The organism is Candidatus Nanosynbacter sp. HMT-352 (assembly GCF_022819385.1).
Classification (GTDB): domain Bacteria; phylum Patescibacteriota; class Saccharimonadia; order Saccharimonadales; family Saccharimonadaceae; genus Nanosynbacter.
In genome coordinates this window covers 709,346-730,798 of sequence record NZ_CP089290.1, presented here as the reverse complement: position 1 = coordinate 730,798, position 21,453 = coordinate 709,346, and the positions used below count along the sequence as shown (strand labels likewise).

Below are 21,453 nucleotides of genomic sequence, written 5' to 3'. Positions count from 1 at the left end.
AATGTTACTCCCTTGTTGCCCTCAAAACTTCGTCCACGGTGGTGATCCCGCGCAGTGATTTAATAAGTCCGTCCATCTGCATTGTCACCATGCCTTCGGAAATCGCTTGGTCTTGAATATCGTTGCTGGTGGCATTGGCGGTAATCATTTTTTGGATAGGGATGGATATTCCCAGAACCTCATAAATACCAACACGCCCCTTGAATCCATTATGTCCACATTCATCGCAGCCTTCTGGGTTCGGCCTCCATAATCGTTCAATTCCTGAATCGGTTGACCCCATAGGCGTGTCGCCACCAATTTTATCCTCAAAAGCCTGTTCTTCGAGATTGTGGATTTTCTTAATTGACTTGTCGTCTATCTTAAACATCTCGGTGATATACTTTATTTCTTCTTCGTTTGGAGTATATTCTTGGCGGCAATTCATACACAGGCGCCTAACTAGTCGCTGTCCAATCACCGCCTTCACGGTTGAAGCGATCAAAAATGGTTCAATTCCCATATCCAGCAGACGTGGCAAACATGTTGCAGCGTTATTTGTGTGTAGAGTGGAGAACACTAAGTGTCCAGTCAGCGCCGCCTGAACACCAAGGTTTGCGGTTTCGCCATCGCGAATTTCTCCGACCATAATGATATTTGGGTCTTGGCGAAGTAGTGCCCTTAGTCCTGAGGCGAAAGTCATCCCGGCTTTGGCATTGGTCTGGGTTTGATTTACGCCAGGAATTTTATATTCTACTGGGTCTTCAATTGTGGAAATATTGACATCTGGAGTATTGAGTTCAGACAAGACGCTAAACAAGCTGGTTGATTTTCCCGATCCAGTCGGCCCAGTCACCAGGATCATTCCGTTCGGCTGGGCCATTGCATCCTTTACCGTTGCGAGCGACAGACCCCAATAGCCAAGCTGATCCAGTTTAACAGCCTGGTTCGATTCGTCCAAGATACGCATGACCACTTTTTCGCCGTCAGCGATTGGCAATGTCGAAACGCGAAGCGCGTATTGTTTTCCTGAAACTTTTATCTTAAATCGACCGTCCTGCGGCACGCGGCGTTCGTCAATTTTCAGATTGGAGAGGATTTTAATGCGGCTCACCAAAGCGCCGTGAACGTTTCGTGGCAATTTATTAACTTCCTTCAAAACACCGTCAATTCGATAACGAACCTGAACATAATCTTCGCGCGGCTCAATGTGAATGTCGGAAGCGTTGGATTTTATGGCATATTCCAGCAACAAATTAACAGTTTGGGCAATTGGTGAATTTTCCGCAAAATCATCTTGGCTAACGTTTTGGTCTTCGGCGGAAGCGTCTTTTTGCACTGCAATAACTTCGTCGAGCTCGGCATTGATATTGCCGCGATAATTTTCCAAACAGTCCAAAATGTTGCTTTTTGTCGCTAGGAAAACCTTAGTGTTGTAGACAATTTCTTTCTGAATAAAGTTAAGCGCCTGTACGTCGTCTGGGTCTTCCATCGCAAGCGACAAACTATCGTCCTCGTTTTTTTCAAAAAGCACAACATTATACTGGCGCGCGATATGTTCAGGAATTCGTTTCAATACATCTTCGGGAATATCCTTTGGCTCAATTCGCACGAAAGGCACACCGATATAATCGCCGATCAACTTTGTCAAATCTTCCTCAGAAATGACTTTTTGTTCAATAGCGGTCTCTTGCAATGTTTGCTTCGACCGTTCAGCGATCAATTTCAAATCAGCAAGCTGCGGCTCATCAACAACCCCACCTTGTTTCAGAATACTCTCAATTGTCTGGTCTGAAACACGCATAACTCTTATGGTTATTGTACTATCATCGCCAAAAAAAAGCTAGCATAGTATAATAAAAGAGTGAATATTTCTAGTGAAGAGAAAATGCGAGAATTGGGCGCGGCAATTGGTCGGGCTGTTTCTGGTGGAGAAGTTTTGGAATTGGTTGGTGATATTGGCGCAGGGAAAACCACGTTGACGAAGGGAATTGCGCAAGCTTTAGAGATCAACGAGCCAGTTCAGAGTCCAACTTTCACGATTTCGCGTGTGTACGATTCGCCTCGCGGTTTGAGTTTGGCGCATTACGATTTTTATAGATTGGGAAATGCTGGAATTATGAGCGAGGAGATTCGCGAAGTGGCGGCTTCTAATTCGGTGGTTGTAGTTGAATGGGCTGGCGCTGTCGATGATGCATTACCGAGTGATCGGTTGGTGATAAAAATTACTGCGACTAGCGAAGAAGGGCGGCTTGTGGAATTTCATCCTGGCGGCAAAAAATCTGATGAACTTTTTGGAAAAATAAAGGAGAATATGGCGTGATAATTTTATTGGACACTTCAACATCAACATGTTTTTTGACAATAGTCAATGGAGAAAATCGTCAGGATTTTGAATGGGAAGCTGGGCGAACGTTGGCGCGGAATTTGTTGAAATTTTTGGAAGAAAAGACTGGCGATTTGCACCTGATAAGCGGCATTGGCGTGATGAAAGGACCAGGAAGTTTTACGGGGCTGAGAATTGGTTTGACGGTTGTGAATACCTTGGCGGACAGCTTGGATATTCCTATTGTTAGTGCGATGGGCGACAATTGGCGTGATTTGGCTTTGGATAAATTGAGTTCTGGTGAGAATGAAAAAATTGTTATGCCAGAGTACGGTGCTGCTGCGAATATCACTGCGCCGCGAAAATAATTTTTATCGCCCAAACCGTCAAAACCGTGTATAATTAAATTACGGCGGTTTGTGATTTTTGATTCGCCGAATTAGATAGTTTGAAGTTGATTGGCTGTTGATATTTTTCCTTGAGACGAATACTCAGGGGCGGCTGATCGGAAAGGAATGATAATGATAGAAGTAATTATTGCCGCGGCTGTTGGAGCTGGCGCGGGTGCTGCTGGTCTTGTTGGATACCAGAGAACTCGCCAAATTAACGGTAAAAATCAGATTGAGCGAGATCTGGCAGATGCGAAAACTAAGGCGAGCGACATCGTCCTTAAGGCTAAGGATGAGGCGCTTAAGATTGAAAATGAACGTCGCAAGGAGTGGCAAAAGACCGAAAATCGTTTGGCGGATCGCGAGAAGACTCTGGACAATAAGCTGGAAGAGCTTGATCGACGAGCAGAAAAATTGCGCGCGCATGAGGATGAAGTTGATAATCTTAAAAATGAAATTCGCGACATCCGCTCCAGGCAGCAGGAAAAGCTTGAAAAAATCGCTGGCCTGAAAAAGAAGGATGCCGCAGATAAATTGATGCAGATGACCGAGCGCGACATTAAGCAAGACTTGGTCGGTTTGGTGTCGAAACTACAACATGACGCAATGGATGACGCTGAAGAACGGGCGCAAATGATCCTCGTGACCGCAATGGAGCGAATGAGTAGTGAAGTGACTGCTGAGCGCACGGTGACTGCGGTCAAGTTGACTGATGACGAGATGAAGGGTCGAATTATTGGTAAGGAAGGGCGTAATATTCAGGCGCTGCAGCGCGAAACTGGCGTCGATATTTTAGTTGACGATACACCTGGCATGATTATTTTGTCGAGTTTTGATCCTGTTCGCCGACAAGTGGCTCGCTTGAGTCTTGAGATGTTGATGAAGGATGGTCGTATTCATCCTGCGCGCATTGAAGAGGTGGTTGCTAAAGCTAAAAAACAGATTGAAAAAGAGGTTCGACAAGCCGGTGAAGATGCTATGCGCGAAACTGGTGTAGTTGGAATTCCGAAGGAAATGCTGCTATTGCTTGGTGAATTGAAGTTTCGTACTAGCTTCGGTCAGAACGTTTTGAAGCATTCGACTGAGATGGCGCAAATTGCTGGAATGATTGCTGAGGAAATTGGTGCGGACGTGCGCATTACGAAAATTGCTACACTTCTTCATGATGTCGGTAAGGCGGTGTCGCATAAAATTGAGGGCAAGCATCATCACATTGGGGCGGAATTGGCTCGTAAATATGGCATGGATGAGAGAATTGTCCACGCAATCGAAGCGCACCACGATGATATCGAAGCGACGACTCCAGAGGCAATTATTGTTCGAGTTTGTGACGCGGCTTCGGCTGCGCGTCCAGGTGCGCGTAACGTTTCTGCTGAGAATTTTGCAGAGAGAATGCGCGATTTGGAAAATGTCGCTACCAGCTTTGAGGGAATTGATAAAGCCTATGCAATTTCTGCTGGTCGTGAAGTTCGTGTGATCGTGAAGCCTCAGACGATTGATGATTTGTCGGCGATTAAATTGGCGCGAGATATTGCGACGAAAATTGAGTCGACAATGCAATATCCTGGCACAATTAAGGTTAACGTGATTCGCGAAACGCGAGCAATTGAGTTTGCTAAATAATGAAATTTACAGATGAAGAGCGACGGGCTTGGCTGGCAAGTTTGGACAGACGTTTTTCCAGTGCGGCGGTGTTAATTGAAAATGAGCAGGGCGAACTATTGATCGTCAAGGCTGGCTATAAAGACCATTGGTCGCTGCCTGGTGGCATTGTTGATGCTGGAGAATCTCCGTTGGAAGCAGCAGTGCGCGAGGTAAAAGAAGAAGTTGATATTCAAGTCGATCCTAAGGATCTAAGTCTTGCGATGGTCGCTTCGCGTCATTCTGATGAGTTTTTGACACATCAATTTGTGTTTTTTACGAAGCTAGAAAACGATGCTTTTTCTGAGATAAAATTGCAGGAATCGGAAATTGTGGCTAGTAAGTTTATTGCCAAAAATGAGGTTGATTTTGAAGATATGTCACTGCTCTGGGCAATCAGATTTTGGGCAATTGATAAATTCGGTTACGTAAATACGAAAATTATTGATAATGACGGCGTGAAAAAAGAAGTTGTAGATTTTTTTGCGCCGATGATTGGAGGTAAATAATGGGAATATTAGTTATTAGTCGGCACGGTGAGAGCGAGTGGAATCTGCTTGGTAAATGGACTGGCTGGACGGATGTTAATTTGACGGAAAAAGGTCACGATGACACCGTGCGATTAGGTGCTTTATTGAAAGGTCTGTCGTTTAATGAGGCTTACACTTCGTCATTAAAACGTACACAACAAACTTTGGCGGCGCTACTCGAAGGGTGCGGTGTTGAAAATCTACCGACAACGCATGCAACTGAACTAAACGAGCGTGATTATGGTGATTTGACTGGAAAAAATAAATGGGAAGTTAAAGCGGAGATTGGCGAAGAGGCTTTTAATGGTATTCGACGCGGTTGGGATTATCCAGTGCCGGGCGGCGAAACTTTGAAAGATGTTTATGCACGGGTTGTTCCATATTTTGAGCAAGAGATTTTGCCGAAATTGCAGAATGGTGAGAATATTCTATTGGTGGCTCACGGCAATTCTATTCGGGCTTTAATTAAACATCTTGACCAAGTTCCAGAAGCCGAGATGGCGAATGTAGAGATGCCATTTGGTCAATTACTGGTTTATACGTTCGAGCCTGGTCAATCTTTGCCAATCAAAAAAGAAGTGCTGTCGGTTGAGATTGAAGCCGTGAATGCTTAAACAGTTGTATATATTTCGTATGCACTTAACGCCGATAAAAATTGTTGAAATCTAAGAGTGTCGTCGCCATGATATGGCCACGTCGCATGGTTTAGCCAGAAACCCATTAAGGTTAGGCAATGATCTAAATTTATTTCTTTGTAATAGTTTGAAATATTATAACCGCTTTTATGTAGGTCAATTAATAGGCTAGTGATATCACTGCCAGATTCTCCAGGTCCAGACCAACTCCAGTCGATTAACTTAGTGCCGCGTTTGGGATGCCAAGCCATATTTGATTGTCGAATGTCGTGATGACAAAAAACTAATTTTTTTATATCGCTATGTCGACCTCCGGCATTTAGTAAGGCGGGTAAGTCTGCCAATAATTTCTTAGTTATATTTTGGCTATGGGGCGTTAATCTATCCAAGAATCCTAATGACAACTCTCTCAATTTAGCTATTTTCTGCTCGTCTAACGAAGCCCACCCCTCCTTAATAAAGCTATCGCGTGACGATTCGATATCAAAAGTATCAGGCGGCAATGGTATATTTTCCAACTCGTTAAATTTTTCCTTCGCTGATTTGATATAAGCGTCTAGCGTTTCTTTCTTTGCTCGCCATAGCCAACCTTCATCTGGCGTCATTGCCTCCATGATGAAAGTGTCATCGTCTCGCAGTATTGATCTGGATGGGATTCCACTATATCCATGACAGCGCAGATAGGATATCGTGAACGCTTCTTTTCTTAGATATTGGCGCAGTCTATTTCGTTTTACGTCGCCATATTTAGTAGATGTTTGTTTAATAAATACCGAATGACCATTTTTTGTGGCGATAATTTTGTCGTATTGCATATGACCGCCGTTAATATTGCGATAATTTTCGGAAAACTCTGCTATCTTAATTAGCGACCGACAAGACAAATAATCAATAGCCCTGGTTACTATTTCATCATGCGATGCGTATAATTTAGGCAAATTATTGAGGGGTAGCCAGGCTGCGTCGATAGCATCGTCTCGTCCTGACACCTCTGATAGTTCGTTGACTATGAACAGATACGCGCTGGTTTCGATCCATGACGCCTGACTGTTGCGTGGATCGTTAACCAGTCCTTTATATATTAATATTGGATTGCCACCAATTATTGTTCCAGTTTCTTCTTTTGTTTCGCGAATTGCTGCGGTAAAAGAATCTTCTTTGGAATTGATGAACCCTCCAGGCAATGCCCATTCACCACTGGATCGTTTTATCAAAAGAATTTTTTGTGCGATTGGGTTGATTATTACACTGTCTGCAGTGTAATTTGGACCGTTATACCATAATTTACGATTTATAGATATTGGCATTGTTTTTTCATACAGCAACTAGAGTGTTATTCAGTGCATTTTCCGCCAAAGCTGCTTTTACACGTTCACTATACTCTCTAATTTTATCACCTGAACCTGTATGTTTGCCAGGGGTGTCGCTCAATTTGACCGTAGATACCCCATCAACCTCTGTAGCTTTCATAACAAAGTTATTTGGTGTAATTCCAAGGTCGTTAGTCAAAGTTGTACCCCAGCCAAATGTTACATTTATCTTTCCCTTAAAGTAATCAGCTATCCTAATAATTTCGCCCACATCAAGTCCGTCACTAAAGACGATAGTTTTCTCCAAAGGATCAATTCCGTTCTTTTTGTAAATTTCAATAGCCTTATTTCCAAATTCTATTGGGTCGCCAGAATCGTGTCGTAGTCCTTTCCATGAAGTCATTTGTTCGGGCGTAAAGTCAGCAAAGAAGAAGTCGGTTGTAAATGTGTCTGTTAGGGCAATTGATAGCTCGTCGCCGTATGTGTCTTGCCAGTCTCTTAGTGTCTGATTGTGACCACTTAGTGGGTTGTTTCCGGCTTTATCTGCCAGTGCAGCGTAAACCATTGGCATTTCGTGTGCAAAAGTTCCAATTGGTTTTAATCCTAGTTTATGCGCCAAGTATATATTTGAAGTTCCGACAAAATTATTGGGGAGTTCATTTGCAACTCGTTCAATTACGTGCCTATGCCAATCATAGCTAAAACGTCGCCTTGTGCCGAAATCAGAAAATTTAATATCTGGGCGGCTTTTTAATAATTTGATCTTTTCGTCTAATCGGCGATCTCCTTCGGCATATACTTCTTCCAAAGAGCGACCTTCACATGCGAGTTTATTACGAAAATATATTTCATTTATCTCGCTCATGATAACGGTTTCCCAGAATGTAACTAGGGGCCATTTTCCCGTAGCCTCAACCGCTAGATCACCGCGCTTATCATGTCCGATCTTGACCGGAGGCAAGGGGTTACTCATTAGAAAATCAAGGTATTCTTGCGAAAACGTCGCTTTACCATCTTGGTTTTGCAGTCCGGCTAAGTAGGCTATTTCATCAGGCCGCCATCCTTCAGCTAGCTTATTTAGTCTATCCTGTAATTCTACTGGGGATACAAATTCGGATAATAGATTAGGGGAGCGATTTTTCAATGTGAAAGTAACTTCTACTTCAGGATGTTTTAAGAACTCGTTCATCCCCATAGTTATTTTGTAATAATCTAATCCTTGTGATATTTTTGAGCCCTTCTCCATTTAAATTGTCTCCTGAATCATCTTCTTTGCTTCTTCGGTTGATATTGCTAATATTCCAGCCTCCTTCATTGCGGACAATGCTTCTTCTTCGGCTGTTGGAGTTAATCCTACAGCGCGGATGGCATCTATAAGTAGGTATGTAGTAACACGTCTGTCATCTTTGAAATGTTCGGCGATATCTCGGGCGGTAGATTTTACACAAAAATCTGTTGCTAATCCGCCGAGAAATACTTTAACTTTTTCATGGGGTGTTTTTGGCTCTATGATAGATTCTAGTGTTTCGCCCTTGTCGCTTCTACCTTCCCACCCAGAGTATCCGTCTGTCTGACCGGTGCCTTTATTGATGATGATGTCATCAGGCTGAATATTTAGGTCTTCGTGAAAATTAGCTCCTCTAGTGTTGGCTACGCAGTGAACTGGCCATTTGTCAAAATGCGGTGTTTTTTCGGGGTGCCAGTCTCGGGTGAATACAACCGTGCCGTCGTGTTTTCGTATCTCGTCGGCAATGGAGTTGATAGGTTTGATGATTTGCTCTGCTTCGGCAACGGCAAGACTCCCATCGATAAAATCATTTTGTGGGTCAACCCCGACAAATATATAGTTAGACTTTTCCATAATGTTAAGATCCTCCTTACTTAATGTATAGCTTACACTTACTATCTAGTCTAATAGCCAGTTATTGTATTGTCAACACTAATTTATGAAAAATATAAATTTTTTAGATTTTTACAGGGAGGTTAGTCTAAACTACGATCTAAATTCTCGAGCTTGCTTGAATTGAACTCATATAATTTTGCTGGACGATGTGCGCCGTCTCGCCACAACTCATTAGTTTCATGAATTAAGTTTAAGCTGAGGAATTTTTTTCGAAAATTACGCTTGTCAAATTCACGACCAAAAACTATCTCGTAAACTGTTTGCAGTTGCGTTAAGGTAAATCTTCGATCCAGAAAAGCAAATGCCGAATTGGTGTATGTCATTTTTGCAATTAGGCGTTCTTTGGCGTATTTAATGATGTTGGTGTGATCGTATGCCAGCTTTGGTATTTTATTTACATCAAAAAATGCCACTTCTAAATCTTCATTGTATGTAATATTGCGTCCACAACCCATGTAGGTTACAGACACTGCATGTCCTCGTGGATCACGATTGATCGTATCGAAAGTGTAAAGCTGTTCAATATATCGTAGGTCGTCTTTAATTTTTACGCCTGTCTTTTGGAAAACTACACGTTCGAGCGCATCTGTAGTCGTCTCTCCTTCGGCATTATATCCTCCAGGAAGAGCCCATTCTCCTTTAAAAGGTTCGTTTGGTCGTTTTAATAATAACACTTCCAGGGTATTGTTGTTTACTTGAAAAATTACTGCGTCTACAGTTAGAGTTGGAGGTGTATACGGTTTTGTGTAATTCATACAATATATCTTATCCTGAAGTAGGCTACTTGCCAAGTTATTTTTATGATTCGCAAAGTATAGAAATTTGTTTGCAAATTTATTCTGTACTTATTTAGTGATATATGTTAAGATAGATCAGAGCGAATGATAGAGATATCTTTCGGGGTGTGGCGCAGTTGGCTAGCGCGCGCGGTTTGGGACCGTGAGGTCGAAGGTTCGAGTCCTTTCACCCCGACCAATTGAAATCATTCAGTGTATTAAAATAACTGGCATTCGACCAGTTATTTTTTATTTTCGTACAGTCCGATAATCAAGTCGCCGTCATGGAATTCTTGCTTTAATTGCCAATAGGGTGGAACTTGTTTTTTATATTCGTCATATGTTTTTTCGCGAAGAATAAGCCAGATTCTTGGAGATTTTACCGACTCTAAAGAACTAATTTCTGGAGTATTCAATTTTTTAATTAATCCCCATTCGCCAACCCAGCCCAGCTCTTCTTTCGGCTTCAGAAGTATAATTTCTTTATTTGTGCAGTTGTAATAGGAAGTGTGAAAATAAGTATAGATCTCGCCAGAGATAATAGCATCACTACTCCGGATATTTCCATTTATATGATTCATGGCTGTGTTGGTGTTATTCCAAGACGATTCTGCAATGTTTTTACTGCCGATATGCCACATGTAATGACCGATAAATAATGTCAGGACGATAGATATTCCAATAGGCCACCATTTTTTATTAGAAAAAATAAGCCCGATGAATATCGCAATCAAGCCGTAAAACGCCGGCGCTGAATAAGTGAAATATCGATCTAAGTAAACTGGTCGACCCTGGCTGAGTATGTAAACGATGATCATCGGCAGCAGCAGCCAAATTGTTAAAATCCAAATTGCTGCTTGGTATTTTGGGCATTTTTTGGCTAGGATGAATGAAATTGCGATTATAATTGGCAGCAGTAGCAACCCAAAATAGCAGACAATTCTGTCGTCATAAGTTAAGAACATCGATAGTGTTGTCGGGATGGTGAATTTGGTGACTTCGGGGATCCAGAAGCCGCCACTTACTCGGCTGGTTTGGGAGATCATAACTGGTAACCAGGGAAGGAATAGTAAAAAGCATGTTCCTGCGGCCAGCCAAACGTTTTTATCCTTAAATATATTTTTTATGGCAGTGTGATTTCCGCCAAGTTTTAGCCAAATATATACGAAATGCGCGGGTAGTATTAATGCTAGAAAATATTGTGTATAAAGACCGAGCGCTACTAAAATTCCATATAGCGCCCACCAAAACTTCTTATTTTTGTGCTCGACTGCCACGACAAATGCGTATGTCATTGCTACGACCAAAAGTGCCGCCAGTGCATACATTCGGGCTTCGTCGCTATAGCGAATTAAGAACGGTCCTAGCGCTGCTAAAAAACTTCCAAATACGGCGATTCTTTTAGAAAAAAGTTTTTGGAGTAATAGAAATAATAGAGCAATCGTCAGAACTCCACACGTAACGCTAAATCCTCTGAGCGAAGCTACGGAATTGCCGAAAATCAATTGCCAAACGTGCATAATAACGTAATAAAGCGGCGGGTGGACGTCCGTGGTCGTAATGGCGATAATTTCTCTGATTGGCTGCTGAATGATGGCCGCCGTATATCCTTCGTCATGCCAAATGTCGGCTTTTGTTAAATAGGTAAGTCGAACGTTGATGGCTAAGATTAAGATTGGAATTAGCCAAATCCAACCGGGCATTTTATGAAGAAATGCATATAGCTTTTTAAGATATACACGGATTTTTTTCATGAATTATCTGGATAATTTTAACGCTATCTCTCTCGCTTTATCCGCCAAAGTATCGTCAATTTTTTCCAGCCCCGAATCTGCGCTTACACCACGTCGCTCTAGTGCTTCGCCGATAAGAAAGTCTGCAATTTGCGGGTTTTTGGGTAGAATCGGGCCGTGGAGGTAAGTGGCAATGATGTTGTTATAGCGAACACCCTCATTTGCGTCAGTCATATTATTGCCGGCGCCTTTAATAACTTGCCCAAGAGGTTTGGCGGTCTTATCTAAGAAAGTTTGTCCGCTGTGATTTTCATAGCCAACGATATCTCTAAATTCCTGACTTTTGATGACAATGTTACCAATCATCCGCTCGTCGCCAGCAATTGTTTCAATTGGCAGTATGTTAGCGCCAACAATTTCCTCGCCCTTGAGCGTTCGGAAAAACCGACCAAATAATTGGTACATTCCGCAAATCATCAGCATCGGCACGCCGTCTTTTGCTAATTGTCGCAGTTCATCGGCTCGCGCCAGAAGATCGTTTTGGATAATCGTCTGCCCAGAATCTTGTCCGCCGCCGCCAACAAAAATATCAATTTTAGAAAAATCCGTTGAATCGCCCGGATTGTGATCGATAATCTCAACATCGAAGCCGCGTCGCTCTAGTCGTTTTCTCAGGACTAGCGTATTACCCCAGTCGCCATAAAGATTCATATCTCGCGGGTAAAGTTGCGCAATTGTTATTTTCATTATGATATTTCCTCCACGTCGGTTTTTTCGCTCAGCAGGCGACGAATCGCTGTCATGGCCGTGTAGCTACAAAAAATCTGTTTCGGCTCATCGGGATTAGTATTAATGAAATCCTCCAGGGCTTTCGAAATATTGGTGTCAATTTTCCCAATTAAAATGTCGTCATATTGAAGTCGCAAAGCCATATCGTAAGCACGCGCACCGCTGATCATCGCTACGTTTTTTAATAGCGAAAAATCGACGTCCCAGAACCAACTTACATCTCGTCCGTCGGCGTAATTGTCATTAACAGCGATCATCGTAGCACTATTATTTTTGGCAAACGACAGAAGCGCCAACCGAAAGCCACTTGGATTTTTCACTAAAATAAGCTCAATTGGCGTGCCATTCAGGTAGATCGTTTCGCCACGACCAAACGCCGGCTTTATGTTTTTCAACGCAGATAAAATCGTATCGGTAATTTCCGGTCCCGCTATTTGTCGAGCCAGGGCAACCGCTGCCGCCGCATTGAGAAGATTGTAAACTCCAGTGAGTTGCAGATCTACGTCAATTTCTTTATTGTCAATTTGAAAAGTAGCCTGTTGAGCGTTAATCTTTTTCAATAAAACATCGGCCGTCACGCTTTGATTTGCGACTGCGTTTCCGTATTTTAGGGTGTCGTCCGTTGGCATCAATTGAAGTAATTCGCTGGTTGTACCGAAGAAAACTTTTTTAGCCTGAATATGTTCGCTAATCTTAAAAATTCGCGGATCGTCGCGGTTGAGAACGACAGTGTCGCTAGTGGCTTCAGCTATTTTTTGGAGCAGTGCGGCTGTATTGTCGATTTCTCCAAATCTGTCCAATTGATCGCGCATAACATTCAGAAGCAGGGAAAAGCGCGGACGAACAATCTGCACGAATTTAACCGCCCAAGCCTCGTCCAGTTCCAGAACTGCAATGTCGGCGTCCAGCTTGCCGCGGATATTGACCTCATCGAGCAGCGCCGCTGCCACACCTCGGGAAAAATTGCTACCAGTGCGATTCGTGAAGACTTTCAATCCGACTGATTCCAACAATTCTACGACGATTTTTGTCGTCGTCGTTTTCCCATTCGTTCCGCTGATAATCACCACGCCTTGCGGTAAATCTGCCAACGTTCTCTGAATAAATTTTGGGTCAATTTTTTCAATCACCAAACCCGGCAAGGCTGAACCGCCACCGCGTAATTTAGCGACTTTCTTGACGCTTTTGCCAATAATAGTACTAATCATCTGTCTTGCCATACTGTCTATTATACTCTGCCGGGTCGATGTGCTACAATATCAATATGTTTTTGGTGGGTATCTTTCAGTGGTGGTATGGCAATGGCTTGTTGCAATATATCCGACAAAGTTTTCTGGGAGTTTTACGAACCGCGGATTTTTTCTCAGTCGGGCTACTTTTGAAAACCTTATTCAATCCGTTCCGCCAGATTTCAGCCGCTCCGGTTGGTGGCGATTTATCCGTGCAACTATCTGCGTTTTTTGACAAAATGTTTTCGCGAGTAATTGGCGCGGTGGTGCGCTCTATGGTGATAATTATTGGAATATTGATGATATTGCTACGATTTTTGTGGATGATTTTAGGAATTATTATGTGGCTGGCGCTGCCGCTGATGCCGCTTATCGGAATTATTTTATGGCAAATGGGAGTTTCTGTATGGAAATAGAGCCGAGATTTAATTACGACAGTTTACGAGCCCAGAAAGCGCGATTTTCTGTAAGGTTTGGCAATGCCTGGCATATCGTGGCGATAGCTGTCGGCATTATGTTAGTTTTGCTTGGCGTGTGGTCGTTGATCGAACACGGGGCAATTGGCTGGCTATTATTTGGTCTGAGCGGTCCAATGATTATGGTGTCGATTTGGTGGGAAAAAGATCTTAAGACGGCAGAAATTAGTAAAAATCCTAAGACAATTGACGATGTGATGGCGGCGGACGTTTTGGGTAAATTGCCGCGCAGACCGACGCCGATTGATATTGCTGAGGCGATTACAGGCACGCGAGCTGGGCAATTTTTGGCAGTGCGGCTGGGTTTGACGCCGAATTTCTTGCGTAATATTTCCGTCGACGATCCGAACCGAACGGAGCAGATTTGGAAGGCGGCGATTGAAATCTGGCAGAGCACGGAAAGTCCGAAGATTACTAGCGCGGTTTTGGCGGCGGCGATAGTAAAGCAATTGCCACAGCACGATTCTTTGCTGGCGAATATGAAGATCGATTTTCATGATATCGAGGAGGCTATTCGATGGTACGAGCGAATAAAGGCGCTGATTGATCAATATAAAGAGAAGCCGCTAAATACGGGCGGAATTGCTAGGGATTGGTCTTTTGGTTATACGCCACTGCTGAGTCGATTTGCTCAGAATGTTAGCGTCAGTGTATCTGGCGGCGCGTTTACAACTAAGTTGGCTGCACACGAGGAAGCGTTGGGACAGATGCTTAAAACGTTTAGTTCTGGCGGGCGGCAGAATATTACGCTAGTTGGAGCTGATGGTGCAGGAAAAAGTACTGTCGTGTCGGCGTTTGCGGAAATGCTGATTGACGGACATCGAGGCGTTCCTGGTTCTCTGATGTATCAGCAAGTTTTTATGCTTGACGCGTCGTCGTTGATTAGTGTGGCGTCGGGTCGCGGGGAATTGGAAAATCTAGTCACGATGATTTTGAACGAAGCTTTCTTGTCGAAAAACGTGATTTTATGCTTGGACAATGCGCAATTATTCTTCGAAGAAGGCGTTGGTTCGGTTGACTTGAGTAATGTGTTATTGCCAATTCTGGAGGCCGGTAGACTTAGGACGATTTTAACGATGGACGATCAGCGATTTTTGCAAATTTCTCAGACTAAGCCGCAGCTTGCTCACGCTTTGAACACAATTGCAATTCAGCCGTCAAACGAACCTGAAACTATGAAAATTATGCGCGATCAATTGGTTTTATTTGAGGCACAGCACAAAGTGACATATATGTATCAGGCGCTGGCGGAGGCATATCGTGTTGGTGATCGTTATGTTCAAGATTTGGTGATGCCAGGTAAGGCGTTGAAAATTTTGGAAGCGGCGGCAAGTTACGCCAGCGGCGGGCTAGTGACTGCGCAATCTGTGGACGATGCGATCGAAAAAACTCTTGGTATAAAAATTTCGGTAGCATCTTTGAGTGACGAAAAGGAAAAATTGTTAAACTTGGAGTCATTAATTCATCAGCGAATGATCAATCAAACGCGAGCCGTGACAGTTGTTTCTGATGCTATTCGCCGCGCGCGCACAGGTGTTAGAAATCAGAATCGACCGATTGGCGCATTCCTGTTTCTCGGTCCGACTGGTGTTGGTAAGACGGAGCTTTCTAAAGCTTTGGCGGATGTTTATTTTGGCGGTGAGGGCAATATGATTCGCTTGGATTTGAACGAATTTGTCAGGCCGGATGACGTGGCTAGGTTAATTGCGGATGGCGCGCGAGATCCAGGGAGTTTGACTGCTCAAGTTCAGAAGCGCCCGTTCTCTGTCGTGCTTTTGGACGAAATTGAAAAGGCTCATCCGCAGGTTCTGACGACGCTTTTGCAGCTTTTGGATGAGGGAATACTTCGCGATGAAAATAACCGAGAAATTAGTTTTCGCGATACGATTGTGATTGCGACGTCAAATGCTGGCGCGGATAGAATTCGTGAATATATTGAGCGGGGCTATCAATTGGAACAATTCGAGCAGACATTTATTAACGAGTTGATTAACGCCAATTTATTCCGCCCAGAGTTTTTGAACCGTTTTGATGAAATCGTTTTGTTCCGTCCGCTAGGAAAAGATGAGTTGCTGCAGGTTGTCAATTTGATTTTGGCAGGAGTTAATAAGACTTTGGCGCCGCAAAAAATTCAAGTTGCGGTCGAGGAAGAAGGTAAGAAATTGCTGGTCGAGGCTGGCTATGATCCAAGATTGGGAGCTCGTCCGATGCGCCGCGTCGTCCAGCGAGCTGTCGAGAATACCGTCGCCAAGCAAATGCTGGCGGGAACTGTCGCGCCCGGTTCGACCACAATTATCACCGCTGATCAGATTCGCCAGATTTTAGGTTCGCAATCTGCGCAAATGCCGTCAGGAATTCAGAATCCGCCACTGAATAGCTAGCTCAGCCGCTCGACTAGCGTTTTTTATGATGTCATCATAAATAAAAACCCGTCATAATGACGAGCTATTTTGGTACACCCGGCAAGATTCGAACTTGCGACCCCTTGGTTCGAAGCCAAGTACTCTAATCCGCTGAGCTACGGGTGCGTATGAAGTTATTATATCATAGATGACGGTCGAGTAAAATGATATACTATATGCATGGACGTCATGACTAATATATCACTGAAACAATACACGACTATGAAATTGGGAGGTGAGGCTCGCTATATGGCGACAGCGGATTCTGCTAGTGATGTTGTGTCGCTATATCGTAATGCCCGAAAGGAAAATCTGCCGATTTTTGTGTTGGGTGGCGGCAGCAATGTGATTACGCATGACGAGGTTTTTGAAGGAATCGTACTGTTGAATAAGATTAAAGGTTTTGAGGTTATTTCTGAAACTGACGAAACAACTGATGTGAAAATTGGTGCGGGCGAAGTCTGGGATGAGGTTGTTGAGAAGGCTATTGAGCTTGGACTTCAGGGAATTGAAGCTATGTCGGGGATTCCTGGAACGGCTGGAGCTGCGCCAGTCCAGAATGTTGGGGCGTACGGGCAAGAAATTGCCGACACGTTGATTAGTCTGGAAGCTTACGATTCAAAAACCGACACAATTGTAACTATTTCTGCCGATGAATGTGACTTTTCTTATCGAAATAGCATTTTTCGCGATAAGGAAAAAGGACGATATTGCATTCTGAATATTACTTTGCGCCTAAATAAAGCAGAGCCGAAACCGCCGTATTACGCTTCTTTACAGAGATATATTGACAAGAATGACATTCGTGAGGTTAATTTGTCAGTGATTCGCGTGGCAGTTCTTAATATTCGTTCGGAAAAATTGCCAGACCCAGCGGAATTGCCAAGTGCAGGTTCTTTCTTCAAAAACGCGCTGGTTGAAAAATGGAAATTGGAAGAATTGCAAAAAGAATACAGCGACATTCCAAATTATGCAATGTCTGACGGAAGATATAAAATCCCGACAGGTTGGTTGATAGATAAGGCTGGCTTAAGGGGTTATCGCAGTCACGGCATGCGAGTTTACGAAAAGAATGCGTTGGTGCTCGTGAACGATTCGGCAACGGGATATGATGATTTGGCGGCGATTCGTGAGGAAATTGTGCAAATTGTCTTTGACAAGTTCGGTATAAAAATTGAGCAAGAGCCGCTAGAACTTTCCCGACAATAAGCATATGCTTTTTTGTAGATTTGCGCTACAATATTGATATGAATCGTGGGACGGGTGGCTATACGATAGTTGAAGTGGCAGTAGTTATTGTGGTTGTGTCGATTTTGGCTAGTATTGCGTTTGTTGGTGGCGGAAGATTTTTGAACTTGACTAGAGATCAGGAGCAAAAAGCTGATGTATCTGAGCTGTCCTTGAGGTTGGAGCGATATTACAAATATAAAAATGTAAGCTCTATTGGGCACGAGTATCCTTCCTGCGCTGACCTTATTAAGAGTTTTTCGTCAATTGTAGGAAGTGATTCTCTGAAAAAGGAGATGATCAAGTGCAATCGTAGTGATTGGTCTGGCGGTAGTAATGGCGAATTGTTGTACGAGGCGGCAAACATAGACGATGGAGATTGTACGAAGCCGACTTCTGGTCCTATAACTGACGTGGCGGCGGTAACTTGTGTGAAATATAACATTATATATAAGGAATTTTCGACGGGGTCGGAAAAAAAGGTGAATAGCATATGGCGCGATTAACAGGGAAAAGTGATGGATTTACTATTGTCGAAGTTGCGGTTACTCTGGTTGTTATTGGTATTTTCATGGTCGTTATATTAAGTATGCAAGCGCAGGTCAGCCAGATATCGGTTTTAAGCGCTCAGCATAATAAAGCAAGTCTTCTGGCGTATAATAATATGCGTCGTTACGCGAATGACTCCGCTCCGTCGTGGTTTAAGTGTAACACGGCGTCGTCGAATACTAGGTATGAAGTTACGAGAACTATTGGTAGTGTCGATGGGCTGCCTGGAATGGTTAGGCAGCAAGTATATGCATCAGCGCCATACGGATGTAAGAGTGGAACAGTTAGCCTGGGGATGCCGATTAAAGTGGAATCTATCGTAGAATATGGATTGCCAAGCTCTGGCATAGGTAGCGGAAAGAAGGTGGTACATGCGACGTATGTGGCGTTCTAATGAGGGCGGTTTTACTGTGGTCGAATTGGCAATGGTGATGGTCATCATCGCAATGGTTGTCGGCGTGTTTAGTCAGATGTTAATTTCGGCGAACCAAAGTGCGTCTATCAGTAAGGCGAAGGTTGAGATTAGTCGAAATATGCATAATTCCATGGATGCAATTGAAACTGACGTTCGCCAAGCTTCGCGCTTTAAGGTGAGCAGTTATGATGGAGAGGATACGTTTGCTACCGATAAAAATTTCCCTAGTGCGACGCCTAGAGAATGGAGATATAGAAGTAATCCGTATTCAAGTAGTGCCGTTACTGATCCCGAAAAGAACTCACTTATATTGCTTCAATATGCTACAAATATGGGACGAGGCGCCGATTCTAGGGAGATTGTATATCTAAGAACTCCAAAGTTTGACTGTAATGCAAATAAGACTCAGCAGCCGAAGTATAAAAAAATAGTCATATATTTTTTGAAGAATGGAGAGCTGCATCGACGAACTATCTATAATGATTTAGTTGATTTCTCCAGTTACCCTCCAGCGCCATATTCAGGTTCTGCTGCGGGATATTTCTGTATGAATAGCCTGGATGCTGATAAGTTTAAGGATCGAGCCATGAAGCTTCGTGAAGATTCGATTTTGGCAACTGGAGTTTCGGAATTTAAGATTAATTACTATGATGGAAAAACGCTAATAAGCAAAAATAGCGACGCTCCAGATAGCGATAAGAAAGCTCTTGATGGCGCGGATAGTGTAGAAATTACTCTGACAATTCAATCACCTAGCAAGCAAGTTTCTGATTCGCAAACCTTAACAATACGAAAGATAAATAACCTATGATTCAACGAAAAAACGGCTATTCCTTGGTGCTGATTATCCTTATGAGCACTTTTATATTGGCGCTTTTGGCTGGTGCTATGAGGGTCGTGACTCAATCGTATATTTACTCTCAGGAGGAGTACTATTATAAATTAGCCCAGGAGGCTGGTGAGGCGGGTACAGCTTACGCTAATGCTTGTTTGGACGCCAATGGAGCTGAGCAATCATGGAGTTCGGTTCCTGGTGGAATTGGACCGCTTCGTCCGGAAACTAATTGTAAGGGGGCTGTAAATCCGAGTTATGAGAAATATGTATTTGATGAAGGCAATAAATTTAGGACGACTTTTGAGGTCGGTGATTTGGAGGCTTCGACTAGAAGCACAGCCCTGTCGGCTGCTACTGCTCAGATTTCATCTGTGGGTCGAGTTGAAATAACAAATGGTAGCGGTGTTGTTCTAAAGACTTATGTCGCTGTTGTAAAAAAATCAGTTACTTGGCCGGCTGACATTGATGCAACACGTACGGTGAGTGGTACTAATCGTACGTGTGCGATTTTATCAAATAATGTATGGTGCTGGGGAAAAAATGATATGGGTCAATTAGGAGATGGAACTACTCACAGCTCCAATATCCCAGTGAAAGTTCGCTCTATTGGCGATATGAGGAATGGTAAGATTATTGATATTTTTACAGCACAGCATCATAGCTGTGTTTTAACCCAGCTGGGCAGTAATAAAAAAGTATATTGTTGGGGCGATAATAGGTTTGGTCAGCTAGGCAACGGGTCGTCTGGGGCTGGTAATTACTCTAGCGTTCCGGTTGAGGTTGGTGGCGATCTCGCAGGTAAAGACGTTACATCAATTGGCGGAACTGGTGACGTCTCCTGTGCTGTTGCGTCTGGTAAAATTTACTGCTGGGGTCGGAACAATATGGGTCAATTGGGCTTCGGAAATCCTGAAAACCCCGGACTTCGTGCCACGCCAGTGCAGATTAACTCAGGCGGCTATAATAGACTCCCTATCAATTATTTTGCGACTAAGTTGGCGACCGGTGGATCACGCTCGCAAACGATGTGTACTATAACTACTGAAAAAAAGGCTTATTGTTGGGGGTTAGCTAGGTTTGGGCAGATGGGTATTGGTCCAATATCTGGTAATCACTACAGCCATGCTACCCTAGTTAAGGGTTTAGAAGGTGTAACTGACATATCTCAAGATGGTTATACTTGGGCATCGGATCATAGCTACGTATCGCACACCTGTGCTATTGCTTTAACTCGTACTCCAACTGGTACTACAACTGATGTGTATTGCTGGGGTGGTGCTGGTCGTGGGCAGTCCGGGTCTCCGGGGACCGGTCCCTTTGGTGTGCATTTCCAGCCAGCAAAAGTTGATGGTCTACCGGGAGTTCCGCTACGAATTGAGGTTGGGATTGCTCACTCTTGCGCCTTAGTGAATAATGGCGGAAATAAGGAAGTGTATTGCTGGGGTGATAATAAGCTTGGTCAGCTGGGTAAGGGTAATGATAATGCTTCTAAGGCAATACAAAAATCTAGCAACCCGGTGCTTGTACATTCTGGTGATGATGGATTGCCATTAACAGAGTCGGTGGTGGATATTGCGGCTGGAGCGAATCGTGGCTGTGTGATTATGTCAAATAAGCGTTCGTACTGTTGGGGGTTAAATGATGAAGGGCAAATCGGCGACGGTACAAATGAGAATAGATTTAGTCCAACAGAATCATTATTCCTTCGTCCAGTGCAAAATCGATATATATATTAAAAAACGCTTGCGCTTTTAAAAACGTTGTAGTATTATCAAGTTACAAATCAAACTAACAATTTAGGGGGCACATTATCGTGACTACAAAGAATATCAAAAATCAAGGTTTTACACTAGTTGAGCTTTTGATCGTTATCGTGATCATTGCAATTTTGACAGTCGTTTCTTTGGTTGCATACAACGGTTTGCAAAACCAGGCAAAGACATCTGCTGCTAAATCAACAGTTGACGCAGTTGCTAAGAAAGCTGAACTATACAACACTGAAGAGGGTAAGTATCCAGAGGATATCACAAAATTAACTGGCGCAGACACAAAGAAGTCTTACTACATTGCTCCAGCCAATGTTACTGAATTAGGTACTGGTACTTTTGGTTCAAGCACTCCAACTACAACAGTTAAATACGAAAAATGTCCTACTACCGGTACTGGCGACCCAACAGGCGCAAAGATTTCATACTACAACTACAGTAGTAATACTGTCGAGAACCGCGTAGTTGGTACTGGCTGTTAATTAGCTAAGAATCGTATAAATAAGAAACTCCGGCGTTAGTCGGAGTTTTTTTATGTGCGGG

The 21,453-nt window shown here is 43.4% G+C and carries 21 protein-coding genes and 2 tRNA genes; 14 read left to right on the top strand and 9 right to left on the bottom strand.

All coding sequences use genetic code 11. The features are described from left to right. Positions 1–4: 4 nt before the first annotated feature. Positions 5–1,783 carry a GspE/PulE family protein gene (locus tag LRM44_RS03860; protein WP_243803820.1) on the bottom strand — a complete coding sequence of 593 codons (1,779 nt, stop codon included), beginning with the start codon at positions 1,781–1,783 and terminating at the stop codon, positions 5–7. Between the two features lie 60 nt (positions 1,784–1,843). On the opposite strand from LRM44_RS03860, the gene tsaE reads away from it, so the two are divergent. From tsaE to LRM44_RS03835, 5 genes are all read left to right on the top strand, one after another. Beyond that, the gene (gene tsaE, locus LRM44_RS03855) at positions 1,844–2,302 is read left to right on the top strand and encodes a tRNA (adenosine(37)-N6)-threonylcarbamoyltransferase complex ATPase subunit type 1 TsaE (RefSeq protein ID WP_243803819.1); all 459 of its coding nucleotides are present in this window, start codon (positions 1,844–1,846) and stop codon (positions 2,300–2,302) included. Beyond that, the gene (locus LRM44_RS03850; RefSeq protein WP_243803818.1) at positions 2,299–2,673 is read left to right on the top strand and encodes a tRNA threonylcarbamoyladenosine biosynthesis protein TsaB; all 375 of its coding nucleotides are present in this window, start codon (positions 2,299–2,301) and stop codon (positions 2,671–2,673) included. The genes tsaE and LRM44_RS03850 overlap by 4 nt, the downstream gene beginning before the upstream one ends. 153 nt (positions 2,674–2,826) lie before the next feature. Beyond that, positions 2,827–4,317 carry a ribonuclease Y gene (gene rny, locus LRM44_RS03845; RefSeq protein ID WP_129635283.1) on the top strand — a complete coding sequence of 497 codons (1,491 nt, stop codon included), beginning with the start codon at positions 2,827–2,829 and terminating at the stop codon, positions 4,315–4,317. Continuing rightward, a complete protein-coding gene (locus LRM44_RS03840) occupies positions 4,317–4,844 on the top strand; it encodes an NUDIX domain-containing protein (protein WP_243803817.1) in 528 nt (175 codons plus the stop codon). Before rny ends, LRM44_RS03840 begins: the two co-directional genes overlap by 1 nt. Beyond that, positions 4,844–5,479 (top strand): 2,3-bisphosphoglycerate-dependent phosphoglycerate mutase, encoded by a 636-nt coding sequence (locus tag LRM44_RS03835; RefSeq protein WP_243803816.1) that lies wholly within the window; start codon positions 4,844–4,846, stop codon positions 5,477–5,479. The genes LRM44_RS03840 and LRM44_RS03835 overlap by 1 nt, the downstream gene beginning before the upstream one ends. Here the strand turns inward: LRM44_RS03835 and LRM44_RS03830 are convergent. The 4 genes from LRM44_RS03830 to LRM44_RS03815 form a co-directional block, all read right to left on the bottom strand. Next, positions 5,476–6,807: an NUDIX domain-containing protein gene (locus tag LRM44_RS03830; protein ID WP_243803815.1), complete on the bottom strand. Its 1,332-nt coding sequence runs from the start codon at positions 6,805–6,807 to the stop codon at positions 5,476–5,478. The genes LRM44_RS03835 and LRM44_RS03830 overlap by 4 nt on opposite strands. 7 nt (positions 6,808–6,814) lie before the next feature. Beyond that, the gene (gene pncB, locus LRM44_RS03825; protein WP_243803814.1) at positions 6,815–8,056 is read right to left on the bottom strand and encodes a nicotinate phosphoribosyltransferase; all 1,242 of its coding nucleotides are present in this window, start codon (positions 8,054–8,056) and stop codon (positions 6,815–6,817) included. Beyond that, positions 8,057–8,671, bottom strand: coding sequence for an isochorismatase family protein (locus LRM44_RS03820; RefSeq protein ID WP_243803813.1), 615 nt, complete (start codon positions 8,669–8,671; stop codon positions 8,057–8,059). A gap of 122 nt (positions 8,672–8,793) precedes the next feature. After that, positions 8,794–9,468, bottom strand: a complete 675-nt coding sequence (locus LRM44_RS03815; RefSeq protein ID WP_243803812.1) for an NUDIX hydrolase — start codon at positions 9,466–9,468, stop codon at positions 8,794–8,796. A 143-nt stretch (positions 9,469–9,611) separates the two neighbouring features. On the opposite strand from LRM44_RS03815, the gene LRM44_RS03810 reads away from it, so the two are divergent. Beyond that, positions 9,612–9,688, top strand: a tRNA-Pro gene (locus tag LRM44_RS03810). Positions 9,689–9,731: 43 nt separating this feature from the next. Here the strand turns inward: LRM44_RS03810 and LRM44_RS03805 are convergent. From LRM44_RS03805 to LRM44_RS03795, 3 genes are read right to left on the bottom strand one after another with little or no spacing between them, the layout of a single operon-like run. Further along, a complete protein-coding gene (locus LRM44_RS03805; RefSeq protein WP_243803811.1) occupies positions 9,732–11,243 on the bottom strand; it encodes a glycosyltransferase family 39 protein in 1,512 nt (503 codons plus the stop codon). A 3-nt stretch (positions 11,244–11,246) separates the two neighbouring features. After that, positions 11,247–11,969 carry a type 1 glutamine amidotransferase gene (locus tag LRM44_RS03800; protein ID WP_243803810.1) on the bottom strand — a complete coding sequence of 241 codons (723 nt, stop codon included), beginning with the start codon at positions 11,967–11,969 and terminating at the stop codon, positions 11,247–11,249. Beyond that, complete coding sequence (locus LRM44_RS03795) at positions 11,969–13,231, bottom strand: Mur ligase family protein (RefSeq protein WP_243803809.1); 1,263 nt, start codon at positions 13,229–13,231, stop codon at positions 11,969–11,971. The genes LRM44_RS03800 and LRM44_RS03795 overlap by 1 nt, the downstream gene beginning before the upstream one ends. Before the next feature lie 44 nt (positions 13,232–13,275). On the opposite strand from LRM44_RS03795, the gene LRM44_RS03790 reads away from it, so the two are divergent. Together LRM44_RS03790 and LRM44_RS03785 are read left to right on the top strand one after the other, a co-directional pair. After that, on the top strand, positions 13,276–13,656 hold the full coding sequence (locus LRM44_RS03790) for a hypothetical protein (protein WP_243803808.1): 381 nt from the start codon (positions 13,276–13,278) through the stop codon (positions 13,654–13,656). Then, positions 13,647–16,097, top strand: coding sequence for an AAA family ATPase (locus LRM44_RS03785; protein WP_243803807.1), 2,451 nt, complete (start codon positions 13,647–13,649; stop codon positions 16,095–16,097). The genes LRM44_RS03790 and LRM44_RS03785 overlap by 10 nt, the downstream gene beginning before the upstream one ends. A gap of 70 nt (positions 16,098–16,167) precedes the next feature. Here LRM44_RS03785 and LRM44_RS03780 read toward each other — a convergent pair. Further along, positions 16,168–16,244, bottom strand: a tRNA-Arg gene (locus tag LRM44_RS03780). Positions 16,245–16,298: 54 nt separating this feature from the next. Here LRM44_RS03780 and murB point away from each other — a divergent pair. The 6 genes from murB (at position 16,299) to LRM44_RS03750 (ending at position 21,392) form a co-directional block, all read left to right on the top strand. Beyond that, positions 16,299–17,327: a UDP-N-acetylmuramate dehydrogenase gene (gene murB, locus LRM44_RS03775; protein WP_243803806.1), complete on the top strand. Its 1,029-nt coding sequence runs from the start codon at positions 16,299–16,301 to the stop codon at positions 17,325–17,327. A gap of 38 nt (positions 17,328–17,365) precedes the next feature. Continuing rightward, on the top strand, positions 17,366–17,851 hold the full coding sequence (locus LRM44_RS03770) for a prepilin-type N-terminal cleavage/methylation domain-containing protein (protein ID WP_129635478.1): 486 nt from the start codon (positions 17,366–17,368) through the stop codon (positions 17,849–17,851). Next, positions 17,839–18,288, top strand: a complete 450-nt coding sequence (locus LRM44_RS03765; protein ID WP_129635480.1) for a type IV pilus modification PilV family protein — start codon at positions 17,839–17,841, stop codon at positions 18,286–18,288. Before LRM44_RS03770 ends, LRM44_RS03765 begins: the two co-directional genes overlap by 13 nt. Next, positions 18,275–19,120: a hypothetical protein gene (locus LRM44_RS03760; RefSeq protein WP_243803805.1), complete on the top strand. Its 846-nt coding sequence runs from the start codon at positions 18,275–18,277 to the stop codon at positions 19,118–19,120. Before LRM44_RS03765 ends, LRM44_RS03760 begins: the two co-directional genes overlap by 14 nt. After that, a complete protein-coding gene (locus tag LRM44_RS03755; RefSeq protein ID WP_243803804.1) occupies positions 19,117–20,880 on the top strand; it encodes an RCC1 domain-containing protein in 1,764 nt (587 codons plus the stop codon). The genes LRM44_RS03760 and LRM44_RS03755 overlap by 4 nt, the downstream gene beginning before the upstream one ends. Before the next feature lie 77 nt (positions 20,881–20,957). Beyond that, positions 20,958–21,392: a type II secretion system protein gene (locus tag LRM44_RS03750; protein ID WP_243803803.1), complete on the top strand. Its 435-nt coding sequence runs from the start codon at positions 20,958–20,960 to the stop codon at positions 21,390–21,392. Positions 21,393–21,453: the final 61 nt, after the last annotated feature.

Bases quoted from the DNA above. Each gene is read 5' to 3' on its own strand.
- LRM44_RS03820 (WP_243803813.1), bottom strand. From the start codon at position 8,671: ATGGAAAAGTCTAACTATATATTTGTCGGGGTTGACCCACAAAATGAT.
- LRM44_RS03765 (WP_129635480.1), top strand. From the start codon at position 17,839: ATGGCGCGATTAACAGGGAAAAGTGATGGATTTACTATTGTCGAAGTT.
- rny (WP_129635283.1), top strand. From the start codon at position 2,827: ATGATAGAAGTAATTATTGCCGCGGCTGTTGGAGCTGGCGCGGGTGCT.
- LRM44_RS03805 (WP_243803811.1), bottom strand. From the start codon at position 11,243: ATGAAAAAAATCCGTGTATATCTTAAAAAGCTATATGCATTTCTTCAT.
- LRM44_RS03830 (WP_243803815.1), bottom strand. From the start codon at position 6,807: ATGCCAATATCTATAAATCGTAAATTATGGTATAACGGTCCAAATTAC.
- pncB (WP_243803814.1), bottom strand. From the start codon at position 8,056: ATGGAGAAGGGCTCAAAAATATCACAAGGATTAGATTATTACAAAATA.
- LRM44_RS03815 (WP_243803812.1), bottom strand. From the start codon at position 9,468: ATGAATTACACAAAACCGTATACACCTCCAACTCTAACTGTAGACGCA.
- LRM44_RS03860 (WP_243803820.1), bottom strand. From the start codon at position 1,783: ATGCGTGTTTCAGACCAGACAATTGAGAGTATTCTGAAACAAGGTGGG.
- LRM44_RS03835 (WP_243803816.1), top strand. From the start codon at position 4,844: ATGGGAATATTAGTTATTAGTCGGCACGGTGAGAGCGAGTGGAATCTG.
- LRM44_RS03800 (WP_243803810.1), bottom strand. From the start codon at position 11,969: ATGAAAATAACAATTGCGCAACTTTACCCGCGAGATATGAATCTTTAT.
- LRM44_RS03790 (WP_243803808.1), top strand. From the start codon at position 13,276: ATGTTTTTGGTGGGTATCTTTCAGTGGTGGTATGGCAATGGCTTGTTG.
- LRM44_RS03795 (WP_243803809.1), bottom strand. From the start codon at position 13,231: ATGGCAAGACAGATGATTAGTACTATTATTGGCAAAAGCGTCAAGAAA.
- LRM44_RS03785 (WP_243803807.1), top strand. From the start codon at position 13,647: ATGGAAATAGAGCCGAGATTTAATTACGACAGTTTACGAGCCCAGAAA.
- LRM44_RS03770 (WP_129635478.1), top strand. From the start codon at position 17,366: ATGAATCGTGGGACGGGTGGCTATACGATAGTTGAAGTGGCAGTAGTT.
- LRM44_RS03840 (WP_243803817.1), top strand. From the start codon at position 4,317: ATGAAATTTACAGATGAAGAGCGACGGGCTTGGCTGGCAAGTTTGGAC.
- murB (WP_243803806.1), top strand. From the start codon at position 16,299: ATGGACGTCATGACTAATATATCACTGAAACAATACACGACTATGAAA.
- LRM44_RS03760 (WP_243803805.1), top strand. From the start codon at position 18,275: ATGTGGCGTTCTAATGAGGGCGGTTTTACTGTGGTCGAATTGGCAATG.
- LRM44_RS03755 (WP_243803804.1), top strand. From the start codon at position 19,117: ATGATTCAACGAAAAAACGGCTATTCCTTGGTGCTGATTATCCTTATG.